Origin of the sequence: Methylobacterium sp., from assembly GCF_019745455.1 — a bacterium.
Classification (GTDB): domain Bacteria; phylum Pseudomonadota; class Alphaproteobacteria; order Rhizobiales; family Beijerinckiaceae; genus Methylobacterium.
This window is the reverse complement of the sequence record NZ_JAIETD010000133.1, coordinates 1-25,423: the sequence shown is the minus strand read 5'-3', so window position 1 is coordinate 25,423 and position 25,423 is coordinate 1. Positions and strand designations below refer to the sequence as shown.

The 25,423-nt window shown below is 68.1% G+C and carries 23 protein-coding genes and 1 pseudogene; 12 read left to right on the top strand and 12 right to left on the bottom strand.

Annotated features, from left to right (window positions below):
- The first annotated feature begins 543 nt into the window (after nt 1-543).
- From K2Y56_RS22690 to K2Y56_RS22680, 3 genes are read left to right on the top strand one after another with little or no spacing between them, the layout of a single operon-like run.
- Complete coding sequence (locus tag K2Y56_RS22690) at nt 544-1,689, top strand: glycosyltransferase family 4 protein (RefSeq protein ID WP_292513180.1); 1,146 nt, start codon at nt 544-546, stop codon at nt 1,687-1,689.
- Nucleotides 1,686-3,023 (top strand): hypothetical protein, encoded by a 1,338-nt coding sequence (locus K2Y56_RS22685; protein WP_292513177.1) that lies wholly within the window; start codon nt 1,686-1,688, stop codon nt 3,021-3,023. The genes K2Y56_RS22690 and K2Y56_RS22685 overlap by 4 nt, the downstream gene beginning before the upstream one ends.
- A gap of 41 nt (nt 3,024-3,064) precedes the next feature.
- The gene (locus K2Y56_RS22680; RefSeq protein WP_292513174.1) at nt 3,065-4,309 is read left to right on the top strand and encodes a GNAT family N-acetyltransferase; all 1,245 of its coding nucleotides are present in this window, start codon (nt 3,065-3,067) and stop codon (nt 4,307-4,309) included.
- Nucleotides 4,310-4,318: 9 nt separating this feature from the next.
- Here K2Y56_RS22680 and K2Y56_RS22675 read toward each other — a convergent pair whose 3' ends face one another.
- Nucleotides 4,319-4,786 carry a molybdenum cofactor biosynthesis protein MoaE gene (locus K2Y56_RS22675; RefSeq protein ID WP_292513171.1) on the bottom strand — a complete coding sequence of 156 codons (468 nt, stop codon included), beginning with the start codon at nt 4,784-4,786 and terminating at the stop codon, nt 4,319-4,321.
- A 173-nt stretch (nt 4,787-4,959) separates the two neighbouring features.
- Between K2Y56_RS22675 and K2Y56_RS22670 the strand changes: the two genes are divergently transcribed.
- Nucleotides 4,960-5,979 carry a gamma carbonic anhydrase family protein gene (locus K2Y56_RS22670; RefSeq protein ID WP_292513168.1) on the top strand — a complete coding sequence of 340 codons (1,020 nt, stop codon included), beginning with the start codon at nt 4,960-4,962 and terminating at the stop codon, nt 5,977-5,979.
- 7 nt (nt 5,980-5,986) lie between these two features.
- Here K2Y56_RS22670 and K2Y56_RS22665 read toward each other — a convergent pair whose 3' ends face one another.
- On the bottom strand, nt 5,987-7,420 hold the full coding sequence (locus tag K2Y56_RS22665; RefSeq protein ID WP_292513163.1) for an FAD-linked oxidase C-terminal domain-containing protein: 1,434 nt from the start codon (nt 7,418-7,420) through the stop codon (nt 5,987-5,989).
- A gap of 310 nt (nt 7,421-7,730) precedes the next feature.
- On the opposite strand from K2Y56_RS22665, the gene K2Y56_RS22660 reads away from it, so the two are divergent.
- Nucleotides 7,731-8,090 carry a cytochrome c family protein gene (locus tag K2Y56_RS22660; protein ID WP_292513160.1) on the top strand — a complete coding sequence of 120 codons (360 nt, stop codon included), beginning with the start codon at nt 7,731-7,733 and terminating at the stop codon, nt 8,088-8,090.
- An 82-nt stretch (nt 8,091-8,172) separates the two neighbouring features.
- Here K2Y56_RS22660 and K2Y56_RS22655 read toward each other — a convergent pair whose 3' ends face one another.
- A complete protein-coding gene (locus K2Y56_RS22655; protein ID WP_292513158.1) occupies nt 8,173-8,664 on the bottom strand; it encodes a MarR family transcriptional regulator in 492 nt (163 codons plus the stop codon).
- A gap of 365 nt (nt 8,665-9,029) precedes the next feature.
- Here K2Y56_RS22655 and K2Y56_RS22650 point away from each other — a divergent pair, with 365 nt between their 5' ends.
- The gene (locus K2Y56_RS22650) at nt 9,030-9,452 is read left to right on the top strand and encodes an organic hydroperoxide resistance protein (RefSeq protein WP_292513155.1); all 423 of its coding nucleotides are present in this window, start codon (nt 9,030-9,032) and stop codon (nt 9,450-9,452) included.
- A 109-nt stretch (nt 9,453-9,561) separates the two neighbouring features.
- Here the strand turns inward: K2Y56_RS22650 and K2Y56_RS22645 are convergent, their stop codons facing one another.
- Nucleotides 9,562-10,080, bottom strand: a complete 519-nt coding sequence (locus K2Y56_RS22645) for a TspO/MBR family protein (RefSeq protein WP_292513152.1) — start codon at nt 10,078-10,080, stop codon at nt 9,562-9,564.
- Between the two features lie 95 nt (nt 10,081-10,175).
- On the opposite strand from K2Y56_RS22645, the gene K2Y56_RS22640 reads away from it, so the two are divergent.
- Together K2Y56_RS22640 and K2Y56_RS22635 are read left to right on the top strand one after the other, a co-directional pair.
- Nucleotides 10,176-11,354 (top strand): aminotransferase class V-fold PLP-dependent enzyme, encoded by a 1,179-nt coding sequence (locus K2Y56_RS22640; protein WP_292513148.1) that lies wholly within the window; start codon nt 10,176-10,178, stop codon nt 11,352-11,354.
- Nucleotides 11,355-11,414: 60 nt separating this feature from the next.
- Entirely contained in the window at nt 11,415-11,795 is a 381-nt protein-coding gene (locus tag K2Y56_RS22635; protein WP_292513145.1) for a hypothetical protein, read from the top strand.
- Nucleotides 11,796-11,807: 12 nt separating this feature from the next.
- Here the strand turns inward: K2Y56_RS22635 and mdoH are convergent, their stop codons facing one another.
- A complete protein-coding gene (gene mdoH / locus K2Y56_RS22630; RefSeq protein WP_292513293.1) occupies nt 11,808-13,685 on the bottom strand; it encodes a glucans biosynthesis glucosyltransferase MdoH in 1,878 nt (625 codons plus the stop codon).
- Between the two features lie 226 nt (nt 13,686-13,911).
- On the opposite strand from mdoH, the gene K2Y56_RS22625 reads away from it, so the two are divergent.
- Both K2Y56_RS22625 and K2Y56_RS22620 read left to right on the top strand, forming a co-directional pair.
- Nucleotides 13,912-14,667 carry an SIMPL domain-containing protein gene (locus K2Y56_RS22625; protein ID WP_292513143.1) on the top strand — a complete coding sequence of 252 codons (756 nt, stop codon included), beginning with the start codon at nt 13,912-13,914 and terminating at the stop codon, nt 14,665-14,667.
- A 155-nt stretch (nt 14,668-14,822) separates the two neighbouring features.
- The gene (locus K2Y56_RS22620) at nt 14,823-16,307 is read left to right on the top strand and encodes a glucan biosynthesis protein (RefSeq protein WP_292513290.1); all 1,485 of its coding nucleotides are present in this window, start codon (nt 14,823-14,825) and stop codon (nt 16,305-16,307) included.
- A 69-nt stretch (nt 16,308-16,376) separates the two neighbouring features.
- Here K2Y56_RS22620 and K2Y56_RS22615 read toward each other — a convergent pair whose 3' ends face one another.
- The 6 genes from K2Y56_RS22615 to K2Y56_RS22590 all read right to left on the bottom strand — a co-directional run bounded on the left by K2Y56_RS22615 (nt 16,377) and on the right by K2Y56_RS22590 (nt 21,298).
- The gene (locus K2Y56_RS22615) at nt 16,377-16,619 is read right to left on the bottom strand and encodes a hypothetical protein (protein ID WP_292513140.1); all 243 of its coding nucleotides are present in this window, start codon (nt 16,617-16,619) and stop codon (nt 16,377-16,379) included.
- Between the two features lie 117 nt (nt 16,620-16,736).
- A complete protein-coding gene (locus K2Y56_RS22610) occupies nt 16,737-17,687 on the bottom strand; it encodes a DMT family transporter (protein WP_292513138.1) in 951 nt (316 codons plus the stop codon).
- 42 nt (nt 17,688-17,729) lie between these two features.
- Nucleotides 17,730-18,839 (bottom strand): DUF2125 domain-containing protein, encoded by a 1,110-nt coding sequence (locus tag K2Y56_RS22605; protein ID WP_292513134.1) that lies wholly within the window; start codon nt 18,837-18,839, stop codon nt 17,730-17,732.
- A 101-nt stretch (nt 18,840-18,940) separates the two neighbouring features.
- Nucleotides 18,941-19,384: a hypothetical protein gene (locus tag K2Y56_RS22600; RefSeq protein ID WP_292513131.1), complete on the bottom strand. Its 444-nt coding sequence runs from the start codon at nt 19,382-19,384 to the stop codon at nt 18,941-18,943.
- Between the two features lie 217 nt (nt 19,385-19,601).
- Nucleotides 19,602-20,345 (bottom strand): TerC family protein, encoded by a 744-nt coding sequence (locus tag K2Y56_RS22595; RefSeq protein WP_292513128.1) that lies wholly within the window; start codon nt 20,343-20,345, stop codon nt 19,602-19,604.
- 5 nt (nt 20,346-20,350) lie between these two features.
- Nucleotides 20,351-21,298, bottom strand: coding sequence for a lipid kinase (locus K2Y56_RS22590; protein ID WP_292513125.1), 948 nt, complete (start codon nt 21,296-21,298; stop codon nt 20,351-20,353).
- A 345-nt stretch (nt 21,299-21,643) separates the two neighbouring features.
- Between K2Y56_RS22590 and K2Y56_RS22585 the strand changes: the two genes are divergently transcribed.
- A complete protein-coding gene (locus K2Y56_RS22585) occupies nt 21,644-22,540 on the top strand; it encodes a hypothetical protein (RefSeq protein ID WP_292513122.1) in 897 nt (298 codons plus the stop codon).
- A gap of 10 nt (nt 22,541-22,550) precedes the next feature.
- Nucleotides 22,551-23,873, top strand: a complete 1,323-nt coding sequence (locus K2Y56_RS22580; RefSeq protein WP_292513119.1) for a hypothetical protein — start codon at nt 22,551-22,553, stop codon at nt 23,871-23,873.
- Between the two features lie 302 nt (nt 23,874-24,175).
- On the opposite strand, the pseudogene K2Y56_RS22575 reads toward K2Y56_RS22580, so the two are convergent.
- A pseudogene (locus tag K2Y56_RS22575) lies at nt 24,176-25,229 on the bottom strand (integrase core domain-containing protein).
- Between the last annotated feature and the right edge of the window lie 194 nt (nt 25,230-25,423).

Genomic DNA, 25,423 nt, shown 5'->3' with positions numbered 1-25,423 from the left:
CGGAACGACGAAACCATGGATCGGCAACGACTAAATCATCCTTACTCCTGATCGTCGGCGGCCAGCCTTCGGGATCCTGGATCTCCCTTCGCAGCGCGAGCGGCAGAGGAACGAGGAGGATTGGGCAATCGATCGACATCGAATTGGCCGGCTAGACTGGGGTTGCGAGCCGGGTGACGTCTAGCGATCGCCTTGAGGTTGACCAGGACTGAAGAGCTGGCCCAATACGATGTCGTTCATCCTGCAGTTGAATTCGGCGTCCACTCAACGGTGCGCAAGTCCCTCCCTGTGGAGGGCCATGGCGCGGTGCCGGACCGAGATGCGCAGCGTAACGTAGCATTCACCGTGATCGGAATTGATCGACTGCACTTGCATGTCCTCTACGAGCCTCTCCATTGGCTCTGTTCGCATCGGGCGTCAGCGATGTCCGGTTCATCGGCAGGGGCACCGGATGTGAAACGGCGAATACAAAGCTACGATTTGCTCATGACCCGCCTGTAGACCTGTCGGACGTCCGCTGACGGACGGTCCGGGAAGGGCGCGATGCACATCGCCTGCATCCATCAGGGTTACGAACTCTACGGCTCCGACCGCTGCTTCGCCGAGACGGTAGCGACCCTGCGCGCTCTTGCTCCTTCGGCCCGCATCACCGTGGTGCTGCCTAGGCCGGGGCCGATCGTCGGATTGCTCGAGGAAGTCGCCGACGCGATCGTGTACGAGCCGCTCTGGATCCTTCGCCGGCGCGGCCTCGCGCGGCTCGCCACCCTCGGCCTGCTCAGGCTGCCGATGGCCCTCGGCCGCGCCCTCAGGCGTCTCGGCGAATGCGACCTCGTCTACGTCAACACAACGGTCGTCGCCGACTACCTCCTCGCCTCGCGCCTCTTACCCGGGCGAACCCTCCTCCACGTCCACGAGATCCCCGAGGGGTTCGTGCGGACGGTGCTGCGCGGGCTGATTCGCTGGAGTGGCGCCGAGGTGATCTTCAACTCGAAGGCGACGCGCGACGCCTTCGCCCTGCCCGCCGGCATGCGCAGCCGCGTCATCTACAACGGCATCGACGGCCCGCCCGTCCCCGAGCCGGTGAGCTATGACGGCCGCCGCCCGCTGCGGCTCCTCATGATCGGACGCCTGAGCCGGATCAAGGGTCAGGAGGTCCTCCTCGACGCCCTCGGCCGCCTGACCCCTGCCTTGCGCGCGCGCATCGAATTGCGGATCGTCGGCAGTGCCTTCGAAGATCCGGAGCGCGAGAGCGCCCTGGCCGAGCGCGTCGCCAACCTCGATGGCGTAACCCTTCAGCCCTTCGACCCGGAGCCGGCGGCTCATTACCGTTGGGCCGACATCGTCGTCGTGCCCTCGCGGCTGCCCGAATCCCTCGGCAGGGTCGCGATCGAGGCGATGGCCTACGGGCGCCCGCCCGTGGTCTCGGCCATCGGCGGCCTCGTCGAGGTGGTGGAGGCCGGTCGAACAGGCTGGACCGTAAAGCCGGACGATGCGGCGGCGCTCGCCGAGATCCTCGGGCAGATCATCGCCGACCCGGTCCCGCTCAATGCCTTCGCCAACGCCGGACGGCAGCGCTTCGAGGCCCTGTTCAGCGAGGCGGCGGTGAGCGAGGCTTTCGAGGCCCTCCTTAAGCCCCGGCTCGCCACCCCGCGCGAGGCTGCGCGGCTCACCGCGGTCGTCCACCCATGAGCGAGGGGATGGCCGCCACCGACACGCTGTCGCCGGGCGAGACCCGGCGCGACCTCATCCGGCTCGCACGTCGTTTCGTGCTCATGCTGGGAGGGGAGGTGCTCCAGAGCGTCTTCCATTTCGGCATCAACATCGCCCTGGTGCACGCCCTGGCGCCGCGTGAATACGGCCTGTTCGCCATCGTCTTCCTCATCGGCGGCATCGCCCTGACCTTCGTGCGGGCGGTGGCGGGGATGCCGGCGAGCATCGTCATGCCCCAGGCGAGCGGTCCCCGGGCAGTGGCGGCCTATGCGGTCACCTTCGGTTCCGGGGCGACGCTGCTGTCCCTCGCGCTCGCGGTCCTCACCGCGCTGATCCTGGCGATTCCGCTCGGGCTCGCCGTCGCCTGCGCCGGCGGCGGCTTCGTCGGGCTGTGGTGCCTGCGCAGCTACCTGCGCAACATGCTGTTCGCCCGGCGCCGCGCCGGCATCGGCGGCATCAGCGACCTCGCCTTCACGCTGACCGGGACACTGCTCCTCGCCGCCCTCCTCCTCGGCGCCAGCGGGCCGCACCTTCTCGCCGGCAGCCTCGCGGTGCTCGCCGCCGGCCACGGCGTCGGCATCCTCGTCGCGCTTGGCGCTTTGCGCGAGCCGGTTCGCCTGAGCCTGCGAGGTCATGCCCTGCGGCGCTATCGCGGGATGTGGCGCGGCCTCGCCTGGTCCCTCGCCGGGGTCGCCACGTCCAACATCCAGGCGCAGGGCCAGACCCTGCTCGTCGCGCTTCTCGCCGGACCGGCCGCCTATGCGCCCATCGCCGCCTGCCTGGTGCTGTTCTCGCCCCTGCGGCTCTCCGCCTCCGTCGTCGTCAACCTGACCCAGCCCGAGATGGCCGCGAGCCTCGCCAATGGCGATTCCGCCCGGCTTCGACACCTCATGCGGATCTCGACGGGTCTCCTCCTGTCAGGGTGCCTCGCCTACGGGATCTTCCTCGCCGCGGCTTTGCCTCTGATCGAGAGCCACCTCTTCGCCGGTCGTTTCGCCGGAGAGCCCCTCGGCCTGATCGCCTTCCTGCTCTGGGCGACGGTGACGACAACCATGCTCTATGTGGGCCCCAAGACCCTGATGGAGACGAGCCGGGCCTTCCGCACGCTGGCCTCGGTCGCCCTCGTCAGCGCGGCCGTCGGCATCGGTCTCGTCGGGCTGCTCCTCTGGCTCTCCACCCCGGCCTGGTCGCTGCTCGGTGTCCTCGCCTCGGAGCTCGTCGTCTTGGTCTATTGCCGGCGCACCCTGATGCGCTCCGCCCCATCCAGCACCGATCCCCGCGACGTGCCGGCCCGCCCGGCGCTGGCGACCTGATCGTGTTGACCTTCCACAACAATCCGAAAAAGGAGGGCTCGATGAGGGACCTCACCGTCGATACCGCATCTTCCCAGGGAGGCGCGCTGAGTCCGCGCCCGGCCGCTCCACCTGCCATGGCAGGAGCCTCCGCCACGCCGGCTTCCTTCAGCGCCAGGCTGCATCCCGACCTCGCCTCGGCCTCGCACCTGTGGCGCTCGCTGCAGGAGGCAGGCGCCTGCACGGCGTACCAGCGCCTCGAATGGGTGGAGAGCCTCGTCGCCCACCTGATGCCGGGTTCGGGCGCATCCCTGCTGGTGATCGAGGTCGGCGACGCGGCTTCCGGCCGGCCGCTCATGCTGGTTCCCCTCGTCCGGCTGAAGCGCCGCGGCTACAGCACAATCCAGTGGCTCGACCTCGGCGTCTGCGATTATGCGGCACCGATCCTGGCACCGGGCACGGCTCTGTCAGCCGCAGAGGCGGCGCAGGCCTGGGATGCGGTTCGCGCGGTTCTGCCCAAGGTCGACCTCGTGCGCATCACCCGCATTCCTCAGGACATCTTCGGCCTCCCCAACCCGCTGGCCCTTCTGCCGGCAGCCAGGACCATCCCGTTGAAGGCCTCCGGCATCGTCCTCGAGGGCGACGCCGAGACGGTGATCAAGCGGACCTGCAGTGCCTCGACCGGCAAGGACATCGTCAGGCGCCGCAAGCGCGTCGCGAGTTTAGGTCAGGTGCGCTTCGTCGAGGCGCGGACGCCGGAGGAGGCCGGGCGGATCTTCGACGTCCTCCTGCGCCAGCGCCGCGAGCGATTCCGCGAACTCGGCCGCTTCGATCTCCTCGACCGGCCAGAGGTCGTCGCCTTCTACCGCGATGTGGCACTGCGCAGCGTGCCGGACGGTCTCGTGCGGGTCTTCGGGATCGAGGTCAACGGCGAGTGGATCGCCACAGCCTACGGCCTCGAACATGGCGGCGCCTTCCACGGCATCCTGCTGGCGATCGCGGGGGAGGCCTGGAAGCCGCTGGCGCCGGGCATCCTCATCGCCGCGGAGATCATGGAATGGTCGCGCCGAAACGGCCTGACCTATCTCGATTTCACCATCGGCGATCTGCCCTACAAGAACAGCTTCCGCCCGATCTCGCGCGACCTCATGGAGGTCGCCGAGGCCCGCAGCCTGCGGGGACACCTCGTCCTCGGCATCGAACGCGCGCAGGTCGGAGCCAAGGCGGCGCTGCAGCGTCATCCAGCCCTGTTCGAGCGCCTGCGCGAGGTAAGGCAGCGGCTGCGCCGGCTCGGAAAGACGCTCTAGCGCGACTGGTCACCCTTCCCATCGCCCCGCGGCCGCATCGTCGGCCGCGCTGGCCTCGACCCATCCGCCGATGGTGCCGTCGGCGAGGTGCTCGCGCTTCCAGAACGGGGCGCGGGTCTTGAGGTAATCCATCAGGAAGCTGGCGGCCTCGAAGGCGGCGATGCGGTGGGCCGAGGCGGTGATCACGAGGACGATGCCGTCCCCGGGCGCGACGAGGCCGTGGCGGTGGATCACCCGCACCCCTTGCAGCGGCCAGCGCCCCTGCGCCTCGGCGACCACCCGATCGATCTCGGCCTCGGCCATGCCGGGGTAGTGCTCGAGTTCGAGGGCGGTGAGGCGCCGGCCCTCGTCGCGGCAGAGGCCGCTGAAGGTCACGATCGCACCCGCCCGGCCGTGCAGGGCCTGCGACAGCCGCGCGATCTCCGCGGCGGTATCGAACGGCGCGCCCTGGATGCTCACCCTCGCTGATGTCGTCACGTCTCGCCTGTCGCCAAGGGGTTGATTGAGGGGAAACACCTTGCCAGACCTGCGGTGCGAATCCAGGTTGCCCCCGAACGGAGATTATCCGCTCTCCGCTCGCGCTCCATCTTATCTCCGACCGAACGCTCCGCGCCACCGGAGGCCGGCGCCCGTCTCAAGGAAACGCTCGCGTGAGCCCAGACCTGATCCTGCCCCATGACGGCGTCGTGCCGCGCTTTGCCGCCCGGCCGGTCTGGTGCGGCAGAGCCAGTGCTGTCATCGGCGCCGCGACGATCGGCGCCCAGGCGTGGCTCGGCGACGACAGCGTCATCCGCGCCGACGGCGAGCGGGTGGCGATCGGCGACCGGTTCTGGCTCGGCCACCGCTCCACCGTCCACATCGCCACCGATACGTATCCGGCCCTCGTGGGCGACCGCGTCACGGTGGGACGCAACGCCGTCGTCCATGCCTGCACCGTCGGCTCGGACGTGGTGATCGAGGACGAGGTCGTGATCCTGGACGGGGCGGTCGTGGAAGATGGCGTGCTCATCGAGGCCGGGGCCACGGTGTTTCCGCGCGCCCACCTCGCCACGGGCTTCGTCCATGGCGGCAGCCCGGCAAAGCCGTTGAGATCGATCACGGCGGTCGAGATCACGGAGAGGGCCGAGCGCCTGCGCGAAGCGTCCGGGGAGACGCCCAAGCCCGCGCCCGCCGACGAGCCGAACCTCGACGACAGCGTCTTCGTCGCCCGGACCGCGCGCCTGCGCGGCCGGATCGCGCTCGGCGCGGGAGCCAGCGTCTACTTCTCCTGCCTGCTCGAGGCCGAGGTCGGAGCGATCGTGGTCGGGGCGGATACCAACATCCAGGACAACAGCGTCCTGCGCAGCCGCGGCGAGGGCGTCGTCATCGGCCGCGAGACCACCATCGGCCACAACGTCCGGCTCGCCGATTGCCGCGTCGGCGCCCGCAGCCTCATCGGCATGGGCTGCGTCGTCGCCCCCGGGACCGTGATCGCAGACGACGTGCTGCTGGCGGCGGGCTCCGCCACCGATCCCGGCCAGTTGCTGGAAGGCGGCTACCTCTGGGGCGGCCGCCCCGCCGCCATCCTCGGCGCGCTCGATTCCGACAAGCGCACGATGATGCGACGCGTCGTCGAGGGCTACCGCCAGCACGGGCCGATCTATCGCGGGGCGCAGGAGACCGTGCTCTAGAGGGCCCTCAGGCCGCGACCCGCCCCTCCAGCGGGAACACCTTGGCGGGGTTCATCAGCCAGAGCGGGTCGAACACGTTCTTCACCCGCATCTGCTGCTCGAGATCGACCTGTTCGTACTGGAAGCGCATCAGCTCGCGCTTCTCGATGCCGACGCCGTGCTCGCCCGTGAGGCAGCCGCCGACCTCGACGCAGAGCTTCAGGATGGCGTCGCCCGCGGCCTCGGCCTTCTGCAGTTCCCCGGGCTTGTTGATGTCGAACAGGATCAGGGGGTGGAGGTTGCCGTCGCCGGCATGGAAGACGTTGGCGACGCGAAGGCCGTGACCGTCGCAGATCGCGCCGATGCGCTCCAGCACCAGCGGCAATTGCCCGGTCGGGATCGTGCCGTCCATGCAGATGTAATCCGAGATCCGGCCGGTGGCGCCGAAGGCGGATTTGCGGCCTTTCCAGATCGCCGCGCTCTCGGTCTCGCTCTGCGAGACCTTGAGGCTCGTCGGGTTGAACGCCTTGGCGATGTCGACGATGCGGGCGAGCATGTCCTCGCATTCCTGGTCCGAGCCCTCGACCTCGATGATCAGCATCGCCTCGGCGTCGCGCGGATAGCCGGCCTGGGCGAAATCCTCGGTGATCAGGATCGCCTCGCGGTCCATGTATTCCATCGCCACCGGGATGATCCCGGCCGCGATGATCGCCGCCGTGCAGGCGCCGGCATCCTCCACCGAGGAGAAGCCGAACAGGGCCGGACGGGCACCCTCGGCGGCCCGCAGGATGCGCACCGTCGCCTCGGTGACGATGCCGAGTTGCCCTTCGGAACCGCAGACGAGGCCGAGGAGGTCGTAGCCTGGGCTGTCGAGGTGGTCGCCGCCGATCTCGACCACGGTGCCGTCGTTCATCACCAGGGTGACGCCGAGAAGGTTGTTGGTGGTGACGCCGTATTTGAGACAATGCGCCCCGCCAGAATTCATCGCGATGTTGCCGGCGATGGTGCAGGCGAGCTGGCTCGACGGGTCGGGGGCGTAGAAGAAGCCCTCGTGGCTGACAGCGCCCGAGATCGCCAGGTTGGTGATGCCGGCCTCGACCCGCGCGGTGCGGTTGGCAAAATCGATGTCGAGGACGCGGGCCATCTTGGCGACGCCGAGGATGATCGCGTCGCCCTGAGCGATCGCGCCGCCGGCCAGCGACGTGCCTGCCCCGCGCGGGACCACCCTCACCCCATTCGCGTGGCAGTACGCCATCACCGCCGAGACCTCGGCGGTGGTCGAGGGCAGCACCACGGCGAGGGGCATCTGGCGATAGGCGGTGAGGCCATCGGTCTCGAAGGCGCGGCGCTCGTCTTCGGTGGTCACCAGGGCTTCGGCGGCGACCAGTGGCCGCAGGCCGGCCAGGATGGCGTCGCGGCGTGCCAGGATCTCGGGATCGGGAACGGGAAAGGCGATCGACATGCGAAATCCTCCGAAGCGGCCTTCGCCTTCAGCAATCGCTCATGAGGACCCGGTTAAGACCGGGGTGGCCGAGACGACGCTGCCGAGACCTGCATCACCCACACTAACCCAAGAGTGGGCCGCACGGCACCCGGGCTTCGTTTGGCCGCAGGCGATCTTCTTCTGAGTGAACCCTTCGATACCAGAACACTTTGAACCCCTGGCGACCGAGTGCGTTTCCAGTTTCGACTTGTTCCAAACGTACAAGCTCTGCCATAAGCCCACCCGGCCTTAAGCAAGCGGCAGCCGCCGCACCTGGAGGAAAACATTGATGCGTCACCTCATCCTCGGCGCCGCCTTCGCGCTGCTTCTTCCCCTCTCAGCCCAGGCACAGGATGCCGCCGCCGGCGAGAAGGCGTTCACGGCCTGCAAGGCATGCCACGCATTCGGCAAGAACGGCGTCGGCCCGAACTTGACGGGTGTGGTCGGGCGCAAGGCCGCTGCGGTGGAAGGCTACAGCTACTCGGCCGCCCTCAAGGATTCCGGTATCACCTGGGATGAGGCCAACCTCAAGGAATGGTTGATCGGCCCCGCCGCCAACAAGGTGAAGGGGACCAAGATGGTCTATCCGGGCCTCAAGGACGAGAAGAAGACCGCCGACGTGATCGCCTACCTTGCGACCATGAAGTAGGCGCCACGCACCCTATCTCTTCGAAGCCGCCTTCGGTCCTCCGGAGGCGGCTTTTTCATGACCGATCAAGACAGGATCGGGTTCAGGCGGCCGGTTCCGCGTCGAGGCTCTGGTGCAAGCCGGCGCGCAGGTTGACCAGCACGTCGAGCAATTCGCGTTGGGCATCCACGCTCAGTCCGCTCATTCCGCCAGCCCGGTTCGGAACGCAGTCGAGCGTGCCCTTCAGCTCCCGACCTTTGGCGGTGAGGAAGATGCTGACCTGTCGCTCGTCGGCGCGATCTCGGGCACGGCGGACATGGCCCGAGGCCTCCATCCGCTTGAGCAGGGGCGTCAGGGTCCCGGAATCGAGGAAGAGGCGACCGCCGATCTCCTTCACGGTCAGCCCCTCCTGTTCCCACAGCACCATCAGGACGAGGTATTGCGGATAGGTCAGGTCGTGGCTGGACAGGAGCGCCCTGTAGGTGCGGCCGAAAGCATGGGCCGCTGAGTAGACGGCAAAGCAAAGCTGGTTGTCGAGCCTCTGCGCCTCGTCGGATGCAGCGGCCGGCGACCGCTCGACACTCTCCGCTCTCATCAATTGTCGGCCCGCCATACTCGCTTCGCCTCGTTTCTCGCGGCCGACTGAAACGTGGTTTTTCCGCGCGGCCACCGGACCTTAGGCAGAAAATGCTCGTGTGCACAATCATACAGATCTGCTTGGGAGAAGTGCGTTCGCAGGAACATCACCTGTCTACGATGGCGCCGAACTACATTGCGCACAATCTAAATTCGTGCGATCAAGGGGACGGCGGATCATTTCCAATGCCTCGATCCGGGGTGCGGGAGCCGATCCGGCCGGCACTGGTTTCGTTCACGTCGGGCGATTGCCCGCGAACCGATCCGCTCGAGCCACGTGGCAACCACGTGACGCCGAACCCCTCAACATTCCAGGAGATCGACATGCAGGCTCTCTACACCGCCCACGCCCACGCCACCGGCGGCCGCGAAGGCTCGGCGGAGACCGATAACGGCGCGCTCAAGGTCGCCCTCTCGACCCCGAAGGAGCTGGGCGGCGGCGGCGGCACCGGAACCAACCCCGAGCAGCTCTTCGCTGCCGGCTATGCCGCCTGCTTCCTCGGGGCGATCAAGTTCGTCGCCGCCCAGGACAAAGTGAAGATTCCCGACGATGCCAAGGTCGAGTCGAGCGTCGGCATCGGCAAGCGCGACGACGGTGCCGGTTTCGGCCTCGTCGTGACACTCAAGGCGACACTGCCGGGCATCGACCACGAGAAGGCTGCCGACCTCGTCAAGCGCGCCGATGTGGTCTGCCCGTACTCACACGCCACCCGCGGCAACATCCAGGTCAACATCTCGGCGACCTGATACCGGCGACTCTTGGTGCCTTCAGCCGCAGGCAAGCGCGAATGCGCGCCGCCACCTCTGCGGCGGGCGCCCCTGACCGGACATGGTCAGGGGCCACCGGCAGAAGAAGTCAGTTCAGGCGCCAGAGCGCTGCGTTCAGAATCGTCGCGAAGCCGACCCAGACGGCGTAGGGCACCAGCAGCCACGCGGCGATCCGGTCGAAGCGCCAACTCGATCGGATCGTCCAGAGGATCATGACGAACATGGACGCCGCGACGACGACGCCTGCCCCGAGCGCATGGGCCGAGAAGAACACCGGCGACCAAGCGGCGTTGAGGGCGAGCTGTACCGCGAAGGCGGTCACCGCCAGCCACCAGGCCCGCAATGTCGGGCCGGTGCGCGGCTTCACCCCGAGCAACCGCCAGCCCGAATAGGCGATCATCGTGTAGAGGATCGTCCAGGCCACCGGAAAAGCCCAGTTCGGCGGGTTGAAGCTCGGCTTCGTCAGCCCCGCATACCAGCCTTCGATGTTGGGCGTCGTCGAGATCGAGCCGATATACGAGGTGAGGAGCACCGGCACCACCGCGATCGCGATCCGGGCGATCGGGGTCACGGCAGGGGCGGTCGGCACGTGAGGCATCGCGGTCATGGCTGAGGACGTCTCCGGAAGGCACCCGAGCTTGCCGCCGGGCACCCGTTCTGCAAGGCCTCGCCGCGTCGGCAATCGGACGAAGAGAGATCGAGATGGCGCAGACCGAGCCCGGGGACCAGGAGGCGGATCGTCCGGCTTTCGAGAAACGTAGCCTCGCGGCCCAGGCGATGGGGCGGATCGACCCCGCGACCCGCGCCGTGGTGCCGCCGCTCCACCTCTCCACGACCTTCCTGCGCGATCCCGACAACGGCTACGCCTCTGGATATTCCTATGCCAGGCCGGACAACGCCACGGTCCGCGAATGCGAGGCGGTGATCGCCATGCTGGAGGAAGCGCCGGCCGCGATGCTGTTCGGCTCCGGCATGGCCGCCGCTGCCGCGGTCTTCGGCTCCCTCGCACCCGGCGACCACATCGTCGTGCCGCAGGTGATGTATTGGGGGCTACGCCGCTGGCTCGGCACGGAAGCGCCGCTGAGAGGCTGGGAGGTCGAGGCGGTCGCCATGGACGACCTCGACGCCCTGCGCGCCGCGATCAAGCCCGGCCGGACGAAGCTCGCCTGGATCGAGACCCCCGGCAACCCGCTCTGGACCATCACGGACATCAGGGCCGCCGCCGAGATCGTCCACGGGGCTGGCGCCCGGCTTGCCATCGATTCGACCGCAGCCTCCCCGATCCATACGAGGCCGTTGAGTCTCGGGGCCGACATCGTGATGCATTCGGCGACCAAGATCCTCAACGGCCATTCCGATGTCGTCGCGGGGGTCCTCGCCACCGCCCGCCTCGATGCGACCTGGGAGCGCATCGGGTCGATCCGCTCGGGGAGCGGGGCGATCCTCGGGCCGTTCGAGGCCTATTTGCTGATGCGGGGCCTGCGCACGCTCCACCTGCGGGTGGCCGCGCAATCGACGGCCGCGGCGGAACTTGCGCAGCGCTTCCGGCGCCACCCCGGCATCTTGGCCGTCCTGTATCCGGGCCTGCCCGAGGATCCCGGCCATGCGGTCGCCGCCCGGCAGATGGAAGGCGGCTTCGGCTTCATGCTGTCGATCCGGGTCAGGGCGGGCGAGGACGCGGCCATCGCCACGGCGGCGCGGGTGCGCCTGTGGAAGCGCGCCACGTCGCTCGGCGGCGTCGAGAGCCTGATCGAGCATCGCGCCTCGGTGGAGGGGGCGGGAAGTCCCTGCCCGCCGGACCTGCTGCGGCTCTCCGTCGGCATCGAATCGGTCGAGGATCTCTATGCAGACCTTGATGCGGCGTTGCGGATGGCAGGCTAGGGCGCAGCCCGAAGCCGGTTTCGCGCGTTATGGGCCGCAAGTTCGCGCGAGGACGCCGCCATGATCGTTCACCGTTTCCTCCTCGGCGCCGCCCTCCTTCTGGCGACGCATCAACTCCAAGCGCAGGAGGGCCCGCCTTCCCTCGACATCGACGCGACCTGCCGCTCGGCTGGTTCGATCAGCACTGGCACTCAGAAGGAGAGCCGCGACGGCTGCCTGCGTTCGGAACGCGAGTCTCGCGACGAGACCAAGCGCCGTTGGGGCGAGTTCAGCGCCGATGCCAAGACCCAATGCGCGAAGCAATCGGGACTCGGCGGCTCACCCGGCTATGTCGAGCTTCTCACCTGCCTCGAACTCGCCAGCGGCAGCGCGCCGATCCGCTCGAACCCGAGCCAGCGGACAGATCCGGGCAAGGTTCTCGACGCGCCGTCCGCGAAATAGGCTGGCCGTTCGTCAGCGCGACGAACCGGCCCCTGCTTCCTCGGGGATCCAGATCGACTCGGGGGCACGCATAGAGCGGTCCTGGGCGTCGACCTCCGGGACATGGCCGCGCCCCTTGGCGAGTTCCACGAGCTCGGGCGCCTGTGCGGTGTCGTCCGAGGTCAGGAACAGGCGGGCGGCCCTCGCCTTGCGGCCGAGATCGGCCCGGCTGGTGAGCACGCTCTGGGGTGGGCTCGAAAGCAGCGCGAAGGCCACGGGCGCCAGCCACAGGCCGAGCCAGAGGTCGCCGGCATAGAGGAGGAGTCCGGCCAGCACCGCGCCGACCACGAGGGCGTCGGCCTGGAGCCGGCAGGCCTCGCCCCACGGCACGCGGCGGTCGTCGCGGACCTGCGCGTCCCAGCGCACGACCCGGCCGAGGAAGGTTGTGGCCACGGCGCCCGCCGCGAAGACCGTCATGACCGGCCAGAGCAGCACCCAGATCGCCTGTTCCAGAGCGGCGCTGACGAGGAGCGAGCGGGTCCCACCGAAGGCCGCCCGCCGCTCCGGCGAGGCGAGGACATGGCCGAGGCTGAGGAGCTTGGGCATCGCCAGGACCGTGACCGTGAGGGCGGCGAGTGCGTGGGCGGCGACGCCCGATCCGGTGAGCCCATAGGCGAGGAGCCCGAGATCGCCGCTGAGCGCAGCCTGCGTTCCGGCGGCGGCGAGGAACAGCACCCAGAGCGGGCAGGCGAGGTAGGAGAGGATGCCGACGATGAGGTGCCAACGGCTCGCGGCTCTCAATCCCGGAAGCCCGACCACGCCGAGATGCTGCATGTTGCCCTGACACCAGCGGCGCTCGCGCCCCAGGAGGTCGACGAGGTTCGTCGGCATCTCCTCCCAGGTGCCGCCCATCTCGGGCAGCAGGCGCACCTCCCAGCCGGCCCGGCGCAGCAGCGCGCCCTCGACGATGTCGTGGCAGAGGATCTCGCCGCCGAGGGGCGCCTTGCCGCGCAGCACCGGCAGCTCGGCATTCTGCGCGAAGGCCTCGATCCGCAGGATGGCGTTGTGGCCCCAATAGCTGCCATCTGGACCCTGCCAGGTCTCGAGGCAGCGGATGGCGAGCGGCGCGTAGAGCCGCACTGCGAATTGCTGGATACGAGCGAAGAGGGTGTCGCGGCCGGCGGCGTAGCTGACGGTCTGGATCAGGCCGACCTTCGGTGCCTCCTCCATGAGCCGGACGAGGCGGCGCATGGTGGCGCCGGTCATCAGGCTGTCGGCGTCGAGCACGATCATGAAGTCGTATTCAGGGCCGTAGGTCCGGCAGAACTCGGTGATGTTACCGGCCTTGCGGCCGATGTTCTGCTCGCGGCGGCGATAGCGGAACCGGGGCAAGCCCGGTCCGTTCTGGGCCGCCCAGGTTTCGATCCTGGCGAATTCGTGCTCCTCAACCGCCGCAATGGCGCCGTCGCGGGTGTCGGAAAGGACGAAGATGTCGACGTCCTCTCCCGTGCCGCCCTCGCGCTGGAGCGAGCGGGCCATCACGCGAAGCGCCGCGAACACCGCGACCGCGTCCTCGGCATGGATCGCCACCAATGCGGCGGTGCGGCTCTCCCCGGAGGCGCGGGCCGGCACGCTCTCCGAGCGGATCTCCAGAGCGGATTTCACGCGCGCGCCGAGGCCCGTCGCGATCAGGCCGTAGAGGTATTGCCAGGCCACGAAGGACTGCCAGGTCATCACCAGGCCGAACAGCACGAGCACGGTCCAGCCGAGGAAGCCGGCCGGCTGGCCATAGGCCAACCAGGCGAGGGCGACCGCCGTCGCTGCCGTCATCAGGGTCGGCACGGCGAGGAGGAGCCGACGCCGCAGAAGCTTAGCGCTCGACTCGACGAGGAGCTCGACAGGGGCGGACATCTCGACGGGCGAGGGCTCGCGCAGGGACCGAGGGCTGGTCATGGGGGACATTCGAAGCGGGAGGGGAGAAAGGTTGCAGAAGAGTGCAACATAGGAGGTAGCGGCGCCTGAATGCCGCCCGAACGGAGGAACAGGGTTTGATTCAGCCGCGAACGGGCTTTTATCCGAAAGCCAGGCGGCATGAAGGGATCAGGACGGGATGACGAGAATGCGACGGTGGGTGGCGATGCCCGTTGATCGTTCGACGCGAGCCGGTCTGGCGCATCTCGCCGCCGTCCTCGGCATGATCATGCCTTTTTGGGTCGCAGCGGCGCGCGCCGAAGTGGCCCCGCCTTCGGTTCAGATCACGGGAGAGGCACGCGAGACCCGCATGGCTGACCGGGCGACGATGATGTTGCGGGTCGAGGCCACAGCAGCGAGCTCCGAGGAGGCGACGCGCGATCTGACCGCCCGCGTCAACCGCGTGCTGCCGGTGCTCAAGGCGGCGGGAATCGCAGAAGCCGACACCGAGAGCGACGGCCCGATGGTCCAGGCAGTCTACGAGGCCGTTCGCGACGAGCGCAGCCGCGAGGTCGCCGAGAAGCGGCGGCGGACAGGCTTCAGTGCGCAGTACGGCCTCACCGTCATGATGGGCGACCTGGGGGCAATTCCGGCTCTGCTGCCCCGCCTCGCCGAGGCCGGGGCCATGGTCCAGGCGGTGAATTTCTCGCTGAAGGAGGCTCGCGCCTTGCAGATCTCCCTCGAAGAACGCGCCGTCGCCGATGCCCTCGACCGGGCGAAGCGTCTCGTCGCGGCAGCCGGCGCGAAGCCGGGCCGGGTGCTGGGCATCGCCGTGGAGAGAGGGAGCGCTGACCTGCCCTACCGGTCGGCCCGAGCACTCGCAGCGCCGGCTCCGGAACCGGAGACGAGGCTGCCGGTACGGCCCGGACGCATCACCGTGGAGGCGCGGGTCGGCGTGACCTTGGAGATCGTCATGCCGTGATAGGGAGGCGCGATTCTCTCCTCGCAACGGGATCCCCGATGACAACACAGCCAGACAGCGACCTCTCCCGGCGGGCGATGCTCCAGGCCGGCCTCGGCGCCGCGACGGCAGCGATGCTGCCGAGTGGCCGAGCCCACGCGGAGGGCGAAGGACCGATGACCTTTGCGGGTGTCGTGGCGCAGGCGAAGGCGCTCGCGGCCTCACCCTACAAGCCGCAGCTCGACGACCTTCCGCCGGCCTTGGCCAAGCTCGATTACGACGGCTATGTCGCCATCGGCTTCAGGCCGGAGGCGGCGCCGAAGCTGAACCGCCTGTTCTCGATGCAGCTGTTCCACCGCGGCTTCCTGCACCGAAAGCGGGTCGCCCTGTTCCTGCAGAGCGATGAGGGGCCGCCACGTCCGCTCGCCTACGATTCGAAGCTGTTCCGCCTCGGCGACAAGCTCGCCGGAAAGTCGTTCTCGTCCGAGCTCGGCTTCGCGGGATTTCGGCTGCACTACGCCTTCGATCCGCTCAACGCCGGCCAGCAGGAAGAATTCCTCGTCTTCCTCGGGGCATCGTATTTCCGCCTGCGTGGCAAGGGCCAGGAATACGGCATCTCGGCCCGCGCCGCGGCGATCAACACCGCCAATCCGGGCAAGCCGGAAGAATTTCCCGATTTCACCGCCTTCTGGATCTCGGAACCCGCACCCGAGGCACACACGATCACGGTCCTGGCGCTCCTCGATTCGCCGAGTCTCGCCGGCGCCTACCGTTTCGAGATCGCGCCGGGCGATCCCTCGCGGGTCGCGGTCTCGGCCTCGTTGCATCCGCGTCATGCCATCGGCCGGCTCGGGCTGGCGCCTTTGACCAGCATGTTCGTGACTGGCCAGAACGGGCCCGGAGCCCGGAACGCGGTGCCGATCGAGGATGTCCGGCCGCATGTCCACGATTCCGACGGGCTCGCGGTGGCGACCCGGGACGACCGGCTCTGGCGCCCCCTCGTCAATGGGCGGGTGGCGCCGCAGGCGTCGCTGTTCCGGGCCGACAACCTTGTCGGCTTCGGCCTGCTCCAGCGCGAGCGGCGTTTCGCCGCCTATATGGATGTGGCCGCGAGACAGGAGGCGCGGCCGGGCCTGTGGGTGGCGCCGACGGTGCCTGGCGGCTTCGGCCCCGGCGCGGTCGAGTTGTTCGAGATCCCGTCCCGCGAGGAATGGAACGACAACATCGTCGCCGCCTTCGTGCCGCAGACGAGCCCTGCCGTCGGCGCACCGCTTGCCCTCGACTATACCCTGACCACAGTGGGCCCGGAGCCGGATTCGACCCTTCCGGGCGCCCTCGCACGGGTGGTCTCGACCCGCTTCGGATCGGCCGACCAACTTCGGCCGCTCAAACCGCCGCTGCCGGGCCGGCGGCTCATCATGATCGATTTCGAGGGGCCGGGACTGCCCGTCAGCGCCGACGCCCCGATCACCGCCTCGGTCTCGGCCAGCGCCGGCAAGATGGTCGATCCGGTTTTGGAGAAGGTCAACCAGACCGGCGGCTGGCGCATCGTCACGGAATGGCGCCCGCCTATGCCGATGCCGGCTGGAGACGTCGTCCTGCGGGCGCGCCTCGTGCTCGACGGCAAGCCGATCAGCGAAACCTGGGACGCGGTGGTCTGAGCCGAGACCCGTGTCATCGAGGCCGTCGCGGACATCCCGAGTCGAAGCGGGATGTCCGTCTTACCTGCACTAGCGGACGCGGCGCGGATTAGCTTTGCTCGACTTGCCGCCCTCGGCGCCGGCGAGGGCCATGTAGCTGGTGCCGCCGGCGTTCGTGCCGGTGATGACCTCGTATTCGCGGGAATCGTTGTCCGTGAGGTAGGTCGGGGCGTTGAGATGCGCTCCCCACACATCGAGGGACCGGGGCGCCGCGATGGCGCTGCCGGCGGCGAGGGTGAGAGCAAGGGCGGCGATCGAGAGGGACTTGAGCATGACCTGAACTCCTGGGCTGTTGCGGCGCCGGATCGTCCGGGCAGCTGCAGGGGTTTCGGCGGCTGGCTCTCATGCGTTACCGGCTCGTTTCCAGTCTGGTGCGCTTCGGCACGCCACTCATTTGGCGGAGGATCGATCGGCAGGGCGCCGCCCCAGACGCTCGGCGATGACGATGCCGCCCAGGACCAGGGCGAGGGCAACCCCGTCGTGCCAGCGGAAGGTCTCGCCGACGAGGACGACGGCGAGCAGCGCGCCGAAGACCGGGACGAGGTTGACGAAGACGCCTGCCCGGTTCGGGCCGATCAGCTCGACACCGCGCATGAAGGCGAGCTGCGAGCCGAGCGAGGGGCCGAGTGATACGAAGACGACGATCACCCAACCCTTCGCCGACGGCCAGATCGTCTGTCCCGCCGCCCATTCGGCAGCAAGCAACGGCACGGAGGTCAGGAAGGCCGCGCCGGCCATCGCAGTGAAGAAGGACAGGCCCGAGACCGCGGGCCGGGACGGTAGGGCGACCGTGTAGCCGGCATAGAGCAGGCAGGCGATGAGCATGAGGACGTCGCCTCGGTTGAGGGCGAGTGTCGTCAGAACCGTCAGGTCGCCATGGGTTGCCGCCAGGGCGGTGCCGGCCAGGGTGACGGTCACGCCGAGCATCTGCAAGCCGGTTACGGTGGCACCGCGCACCCCGTAATTGGCGAGGATGACGAGGACCGGCAGCGTGCCCTGGAACAGGGCGAGGTTGAGGGTCGTGGTATAGGTGCCGGCCGCGTAGAACAGGCTGTTGAAGGCCGTGTATCCACCCGCCCCCATCAACAGGATGGTCAACCAACGCGGGACGAGCCGTGGCCAATCCCGGCGTATGTCGGCCCGAGCGATGCCGAGGAGGACGGCGCAGACCACGAGCCAGCGTAAGCAAGTCAGCACCTGCGGCGAGACCTCGCCCACGGCCCATTTGCTGGCGACGGCATTGCCGGCCCAGAGCATCGCCGTGAGGGTGAGGAGCGGATAGGCGGTCCGCGTAGCGTTTGCCGCTGCGGCTTCAGGCCCGCCGTACTCTGGGATCGCCATGACGTCCTACCTTGCGGGAACAGCTCTCACCCGCGCGTCGCCTCAATAGAGGGACGGGAGCACGACGTTCGGGACCGGAAACGGGCCGAGGACAAGGCGACCATCGGTCAGGCGTAGTTGCGGCAACGGCTTGAGGCCTGCTTCGGCGCCAGAATTGGGAGCCTCGACGGAGGATGGCCGCCTGCCGCCGGCGAGGATCTGCCCGAGCAGCTTGCCGACCATCGCTCCGCGCTCGGCACCGATGCGCTGGCCGAGGACCTGGCTCACCATAGCTTCGAGGTTGGCTGCCCGCAGGTCCAGTTCTCCCGCCGGGCGGTGATCGTCATCGAGGCCGATCCTGCCATTCGCCTGAAGACGACTGTCGCCCTTGGCGAGCGACAGGAGAGCGATATCGAGCCGGCCGCCGGCCTGACGCCATTCCTCGAGTTCGCGGGCAACCTCGCCGGTGCGCAGACCTGCGGCCTGATCGATCGTCGCATCAAGCGCGAGGTCGAGCGGGTCGGCGTTGCCGGTCAAAGGATCGAGGGGCGGGATCAGGGCCTTCGTCAGGCGCAGGCTGACATCGACGGCGCCGCCGCTGGCGAAGCGGCCGGGCGTCGGTCTGGCATGGGCTTCGAGATGATTGCCGGAAAAATCGATCGGCTGGGGGCCTGCGTTGCGGATCTGCCCCTTGGCTCCGTTCACCACGAGGGACGCCCGGCTGAAGCCGTCCGAAGCGCCGTGGAAGCTCGCCTCCAAGTCGGTCCAGGTGGCGTCTGCGCTGAGGTCGCCCTGTTTCACGTGAAACGGTCCGGCGACCTGCAGCAAGCCATGGCGCGGCTGGTAGACCTGAACCACGGCGGTCAGGGGCCCGAGTGTGAAGCTGCTGTCGGCGCGTGAAAAAGCGAGGGAGGCGCAGCGCAATTCGAGGCGGAACGGATAGCCGGTGACGGAGCGGTCCGCGCAAGTCCAGGTTCGGCCCGCATTCGCCTCGCGGGCGAGCCAAGCGTCCATCTCGTCGCTGGCCCGGCCGCGGATCCAGAGCCAGGCGACTGACCAGAGTACGACGAGGAGGCTCAGCAGAATGAACGGAAGGAAGAGGCCGATCCGGCTCGGCCCGCCCTTGGCAGCCACCGCCCCGCTCGACCGTTCTTCACCTGCGTTGGATGCCATCGTTCTTGCTCTCCCGGCTTGCGGATGGGCCTGACTTCCGCAGCGAGGGCCCGTCTTGGACGAGCCGGGAGGTGCGATGCAAGCGTCGCTACGCTGCCGCTCTAGGCCGCAGCGTCCGTATCGGCCGCTCCATCGAGGTCGGCGACGATCGCCTGACGCTCGTTCTCGTCCTCGGCGAGGCGGTGGACGTGCATCTCGGTGGCACCGCGCTTTCGGGCGCGGGCAATCCAATGCTGCAGGCGTTCGCGCGGTGTCCCACCGGCGGTGGAGACGGCAACGAGTTCGGCGACGCCGGCTTCGTCGCGACGCACCGCGATCACGACGGCCTCGCCCATCTCCGCAAGATCGGGCTCGATGAGGTCGTGAACGCCGACGACGTAGCGGCGGCCCGAATGCCCACGCCAGGCGCTGAGCGTCAGGGCTGGAGTTCCGCGCAACCCGGCCGTCGATCTCAGGCGTTCTTCACGCACATCCATTCTCCGCGCCCGGTCGTCCCGCAGGTCGCGGAGGGCGGCCGACCAGGACAAAGCTCTCTTGTTCGCCATTTGTTCCGCTTATAATCGTAGCGCTTCTGAGACGTCAACGCCGACGTTCCCATGCATCAGAAGTGGGGTTGCGGAGGGTTATCCACAAGCGCTTTGGCTGCGACAAAGCGATTCGCCGGTGCTCTTGCGACAAGCTTGCCGGAATTGAGGGACGTGTGAGTTATCCACAGGCCTCTCCCTGCCGTCTGGAGCAGGGAGAGGAGCGGTGAATGGCCGTTCAGCCCCCCGTTGCCGCCTTCGCCTGCCGGCGCCGGCGGGCGAGGATGTTGAGAGTCTCGACGCCGGCCGAAAACGCCATGGCGCTGTAGATGTAGCCCTTGGGCACATGCGCGCCGAAGCCTTCGGCGATCAGCGTCATGCCGATCATGATGAGGAAGCCGAGCGCCAGCATCACCACGGTCGGATTGGCGGCGATGAAGCGCGAGAGCGGGTCGGCGGCGAGGAGCATCACCGTCACGGCAGCGAGCACGGCGATGACCATGATCGGCACGTGCTCGGTCATGCCGACGGCGGTGATGATGCTGTCGATCGAGAAGACGAGGTCGAGGATGAGGATCTGGCCGATCGCCGCGGCGAAGCCGATCTGGACCTTGGCCGTCCCTTGCGTCTCGGGCTTCGGATCGAGGCTGTGATGGATCTCCTGCGTCGCCTTCCAGAGCAGGAACAGGCCGCCGGCGATGAGGATGAGGTCGCGCCAGGAAAAGCCTTTCCCGAAGACCTCGAAGACCGGCTCGGTGAGCTGGACGATGTAGGCGACCGAGCCCAGGAGCGCGAGGCGCAGGATCAGGGCGAGGCCGATGCCGATGCGACGGGCCTTGGCCTGATGCTCCTCGGGCAGCTTGTTCGTCAGGATCGAGATGAAGATGAGGTTGTCGATGCCGAGTACGACCTCCATCACGACGAGGGTGGCAAGCGCCGCCCAGGCGGTCGGGTCTGAGGCGAGAGTGATCAGGCTGTCCACGGGAGTCAGGACCTCGGTGCGAAGGAGAAGGGTAATGAGATACCGGCGAGCGCCGGCGAAACGGCACCCGGCTCCGGCGAGACGATGCGCACGGCTTTCGGCACGACCTTGAAATGGGCCGGGGTGTGGGTGGTGAGCTCGCCATCGGTGTTGACGGGGCGGGGGCGCTTCGTCCTCACCACGATCTCGGTGGTATGGAAGGCGCGTACATCCTCCGCGCGGCCGTGGGTGCCGCGGCGCAGGGCCGGCAGCAGGGCGATGAGCCGCCACCAGTGATCGACTTCGAGACTGTAGAAATCGAGCTTGCCGTCGTCGACCTGGGCGGTCTCCTCCACGGTCATGCCGCCACCGTAATGGCGCCCGTTGCCGACAGAGACCTGGATCGTCGTGACCTTCTCGACGGTGCCGTCATGCTCGATGGTGACCGTGAACGGACGTACCCGGCGCAGCACCCGGATCGCCGCGATGGCGTAGCCGAGGGTGCCCCAGCGCTTCTTGGATTCGGCGGTGAGGTCCCCGGCGAGCTCCGCCGAGAAGCCGATGCTGGCGACGTTGAAATAATAGTGTCCGTTGACCCACCCGAGATCGGCCGGGCGCGGCCGTTCGGTGGTGATCATCTGCGCCGCGGCCACGGGCTCGAGGGGCAGGTTCAGGGAGCGGGCGAGGTCGTTGGCGGTGCCGAGCGGCAGGATGCCCAACGGCAGGCCGGTTTCGACGAGGGCGGGCGCGGCCGAATTCATGGTTCCGTCGCCGCCGCCGAGGATAACGAGGTCGCATTCCGCGGCGTAACGCTTGATCACGGCGGTGCAATCGGGATCGCCCGGAGGCTCGAACGTGGTGATGCCCCCCGCACGAAGAGCCTCGCGGATCTCGTCGAGCGGCACGGCGCCGTTGCGCGCCTTCGGGTTGACGAGAAGCAGGGCGCGGCGGCCCGGCGCTGGGGCATCTACCACGAGCAGATCTCGCGAAAATGGACAGAAAACGATCGTGTGGTCACGTGGCAAGATCCCTCCGGTGCGGCTGCGCCACGAACGGCACGGCGGCAGAGAAGGGGTCCGACATCACGGTCGACACATCCACCGCCAGAGGGGCCCGGACCCGACGCCGATACAGGTGGGTAGCGGCAGGGCAATGGCAAGGCTTGTGTCCCGACTCCCATGCGGCGGCAAGGCGGAGCCTCAGTCGAAATCGGGTAAATCGGGGAGAACCATCTTTCTGTCGCCATCATGGAAACCGGAGCCGCCCGCTTCCGTTTAAGCTGGTCGGACCGGGCAAGGTCCGGTGCAAGGCAGGCCGCGATGCTGCCACGAGACGATCCTCGCCCGCCCCTCGACTGCGATCCCGGTGCCGATGCCATGCGCGACAACCTGATCCTCCTCTCAGCCGCCATGGTCGGCGGTCTCGTGACGATGGCCTCGGCACAGGCACAGCAGCGGCCGGGCTGGGTTGACCCTCCGGCCAGGACCGACATGCCGAAGGCGGAGGCGCCCAGGACGGAAGGACCCAAGGCCACCGAGACATCAAAAGCCGACGCCCTGAGGTCCGTTCCGGCCAATGCGAAAGAAGCGGCGAAGGGCGAGGCGGCGCAGGGTCCGAGGGCGGTGACCGCACGACAATCGGGGGAATCCGGATTCGGTGACAGGATGGTTCGCCGAAGGCTATCGGAGACTCCCGCCATGTCCCGCCGCGGACGTTCCGCAGCCTCTCCGCATCGAGTGATCGCACCGGCACCGGCGGTCGACGATTCGCGCTTCGTCGACTGGGCCGGCAGAGCCCAGCAGCTGACCTTCGAGTATGTCGACAGCATCTCCGCCCCCAATGCGGTGACCCTGGCAGCGGCACCGCGCTTCTACGCCCAGCGGGTGCGCCGCTTCGGCAAGGTCGAGGGTCTCGAGGCGGTGATGGCCGACAAGCGCCGCTTCAATCAGCGCTGGCCCGACCGTCGCTACGCCATCCGGTCCGGCACGACGCAGACCGCCTGCAATGCGGCCCAGATGTCCTGCGTCGTCCGGACGACCCTCGATTACCGCGCCCAGAACCCGGCGCGCGGCGCCCGCTCGCAAGGTGTCGCCGAGCTCGTCCTGGAGATCAGTTTTACGGCGGACCGGCCCTTGATCGTCTCGGAATCGAGCCGCGTCCTCAGCCGCGCCGCGTCGGCGAGCCTGGTTGACGCGCGGGCGAAACCGGGGGCCTAAGACGGGATTCATGTCCCTCGATGCCGCCAGCGACCCGGCCGACCCCGTATTCTCCGACGCCTCCGCCGGGGAGGAGGCCGCATGGGCCTCCGAGCGAGAGAGGCTGCGCTCGTTGATCGCTGCCGCCATCGACCGGGCGGGGCCGCAGCCGATCGCGAGGCGTACCCTCGCTCTCCTCATCGAGGCTCGTCTCGACGCGATCGCCGAGCCACCCGGCTACCGCGTGGTCGACCGCGACGGCAGCGTCCGACTGAATCCGGAGACCGGCGGACCGCTGACCCTGGACGATCTCATCGAGGAATTTCGCCACGACAAGCCGAGCCTCTTCAAGCCGGCCGAACCCGAACCGGCGGCCGCGCCCGCACGGGAAGCGCCCGCTTCGGAGCCGAAGCCGAAGCCGAAGCCATGGGCGAAGCCGTCGGCGCGGATGCGATCGTTCGTTGCGGAATCGCGGCAACGGGGCCTTACCCTGGCGTCGGCAGGGTCCGACTGGATCAAGGCGCGCAGCGCGACACGCGCCGCCGTTGCGATTTCTGCGCCGGAGGAACCGGCGGCCCGCACGGCGAGCATTGCGAAGGCGCCGGCCCCATGGCGCAGACAGGTTCGGCGAACCGGCTTGCGCCTGCGCTACGGAAGCGCCCTCCTTTGGTCGCGGAGCCGCGACAGGCTTCAGCGCGGCCTTGACGATGCCCGCGATGCGATGGGCGCCGGGGGCATCCTGCGCCGTCCCTCGCTGATCGCCGCTCTGGTCGGCGTCGGCATCCTCGGGCTTCTCACACTGATCTTCAGCGGAGACCGGTCGTCCGAGACTCAGCCGGCCACCCCCGACCCGCGTGTGGCGGAGGCGCCCCAGCGGCCGACAGTCGAGTCCGCGCCGGAGCCGGTGCAGCAGCCCTCGACCCCGACGGCGCCCCAGACGGTTCCGCCAAGATCGGCCGAGGCGATCCGGCCGCCCACCTCAGACGAGGAGCCACCCCCCGACGACGCTCCGATGCAGGGCGAGGTCGTGACGCAGCCCGGCGGGATCTCCGGCAAGGTCGAGGTGATCGACACCGCCACCTTGAAGGTCAACGGCAAGGTGGTGCGTCTGTTCGGCGTGGTCTGGGTCCGCGGCGGACAGGGCGAAGAGCTCGCCCGCTACCTCGGCAACCGTTCTGTCTCCTGCCAGCCGGTGGCGGGCAGCGACGCCCATCTCTGCTCGGTGGACGGGCGCGACCTCTCCGAGGTCGTCCTCTTCAACGGCGGCGGCCGCGCCTCGCCGGAAGCGACCCCCGATCTCGTGGCCGCGGAGGACCGGGCGCGGACGGAACGGCTGGGCGTTTGGGCGCGGTGAGGGTGGAGGCGGGATTGGCTGATGTTTGAGATTGTCGACTGGAGGGCTCCAACCCATGCAAGCCGGGCCGAGAGCCATCGACGCTTCCCGAAAGTGGCCACGCGCCGGCAGTCCGGCCACTTCGGATCGGGGTGGGAAGCGGAACCCGGCCAACATCCCGAAGCCGACGTTCCGCCTCGGACCCGAGCAGGTCATTTCTCACTGATCGTAAATTCTCCTCAAGTGGACACGCCCTGCGCCTCAGGGAACTGAGCAGCTAAGAAAATTTTGCATGCGTTGTATCGGTACGAAGAGAGAGCGTTTTAAAACAAACCCTTCTTCATCAAGGAGAACGGCTTCCGTATATGTGATGTATCCTTGCATCGGCGGATGTTTGGTCCCTGCATCTGGTGGAGCGGGTTCGACCTGAAGCGGCCGGACTCGGCCGACCATGCTTTGCAGATGTCCTCATGAGGCGTGAGGCCACGCAGGGTCTCGAGGCGGCCCTGCGAAGTTGTGGCCGCTGACGAAGTCGGCCAAGTGAGCGCCGAGCTGTTCGTGGCTGTCGTCGTGGTAGCCCTTGACCGTCCCGTCCTTGATCGTGCGATTCATCCGATCGACCTGACCGTTGGTCCAGGGGTGGCGCGAAGTGATGAGCCAGTGGTTGATATCGTTGCATGCGTGGCAAGCTCGAAGCAGTGGGCTCGGAATGACTCGCCGGCTGCGATCGCCTCCCTGATGATGGAGGCTGCCGAGGCGACGGTGCCGGGCGGGGTGAGGTGGGTGCCGTTGTGGGTGTGCACCGTACGCACCTTGTAAGGCACGGCCCCGATGAGATGGCGGAGGAAGTTGAGCGCCACGCTCCGCGCTGCCTTCCCATGTGGCTCGACGAAGGCGAACGTGGTCGTGGGGTTGATGGCGACGAGCGGTTAGAGCCGCCTTTCGGCCGTATGAACCTCGGCCAGATCGATGTGCAGGTAGCCGAGCGGGTAGGCCTTGAAGCGCGAGCGCTTGGGCTTGATGCCGTCGACCTCCGGCAGTCGGCTGATGCCGTGGCGCTGCAGGCATCGATGTAGCGACGAACAGGTCAGGTGTGGGATCGTCGCCCGGATCGCGTGTAGGCAGGCGTCGAGCGGTAGGAACGGATGACGACGACCGCCTCATCCTCCGGTGACAGCACCGTCGAACGCGGCTCCTTGCCTGGCGCACCGGTCGGCGATCGAGGTCCGCTGCCGCCGTTTGGCGACCGTCTTTTGTTGACCCCGTAGCGCTTCGAGAGAGCCTTCGGCTCGCTTGACTATGTTGTACCGCTCGACGGACTGCCTCCGTCGTAGTGGCTCCGCCGTGAGGAACTTGGCCCGTCGCGCATCCCTCCACCCCGACTTGAAGAGTGCACGACCAAACTCTGGAATCAAACCCGTCAGTGTGCCCTCTCGGCAGAACTCAGCAGGTTGAGCGGCAGCCTGCGGATGGACGGCAGGTCACGCTCGGGAATATTGCCTTTATTGACCATATGCGTCGCATTGTGTAAAATTGAATCAGTATAGAAGGATAAATTTCAATGTTTTGAC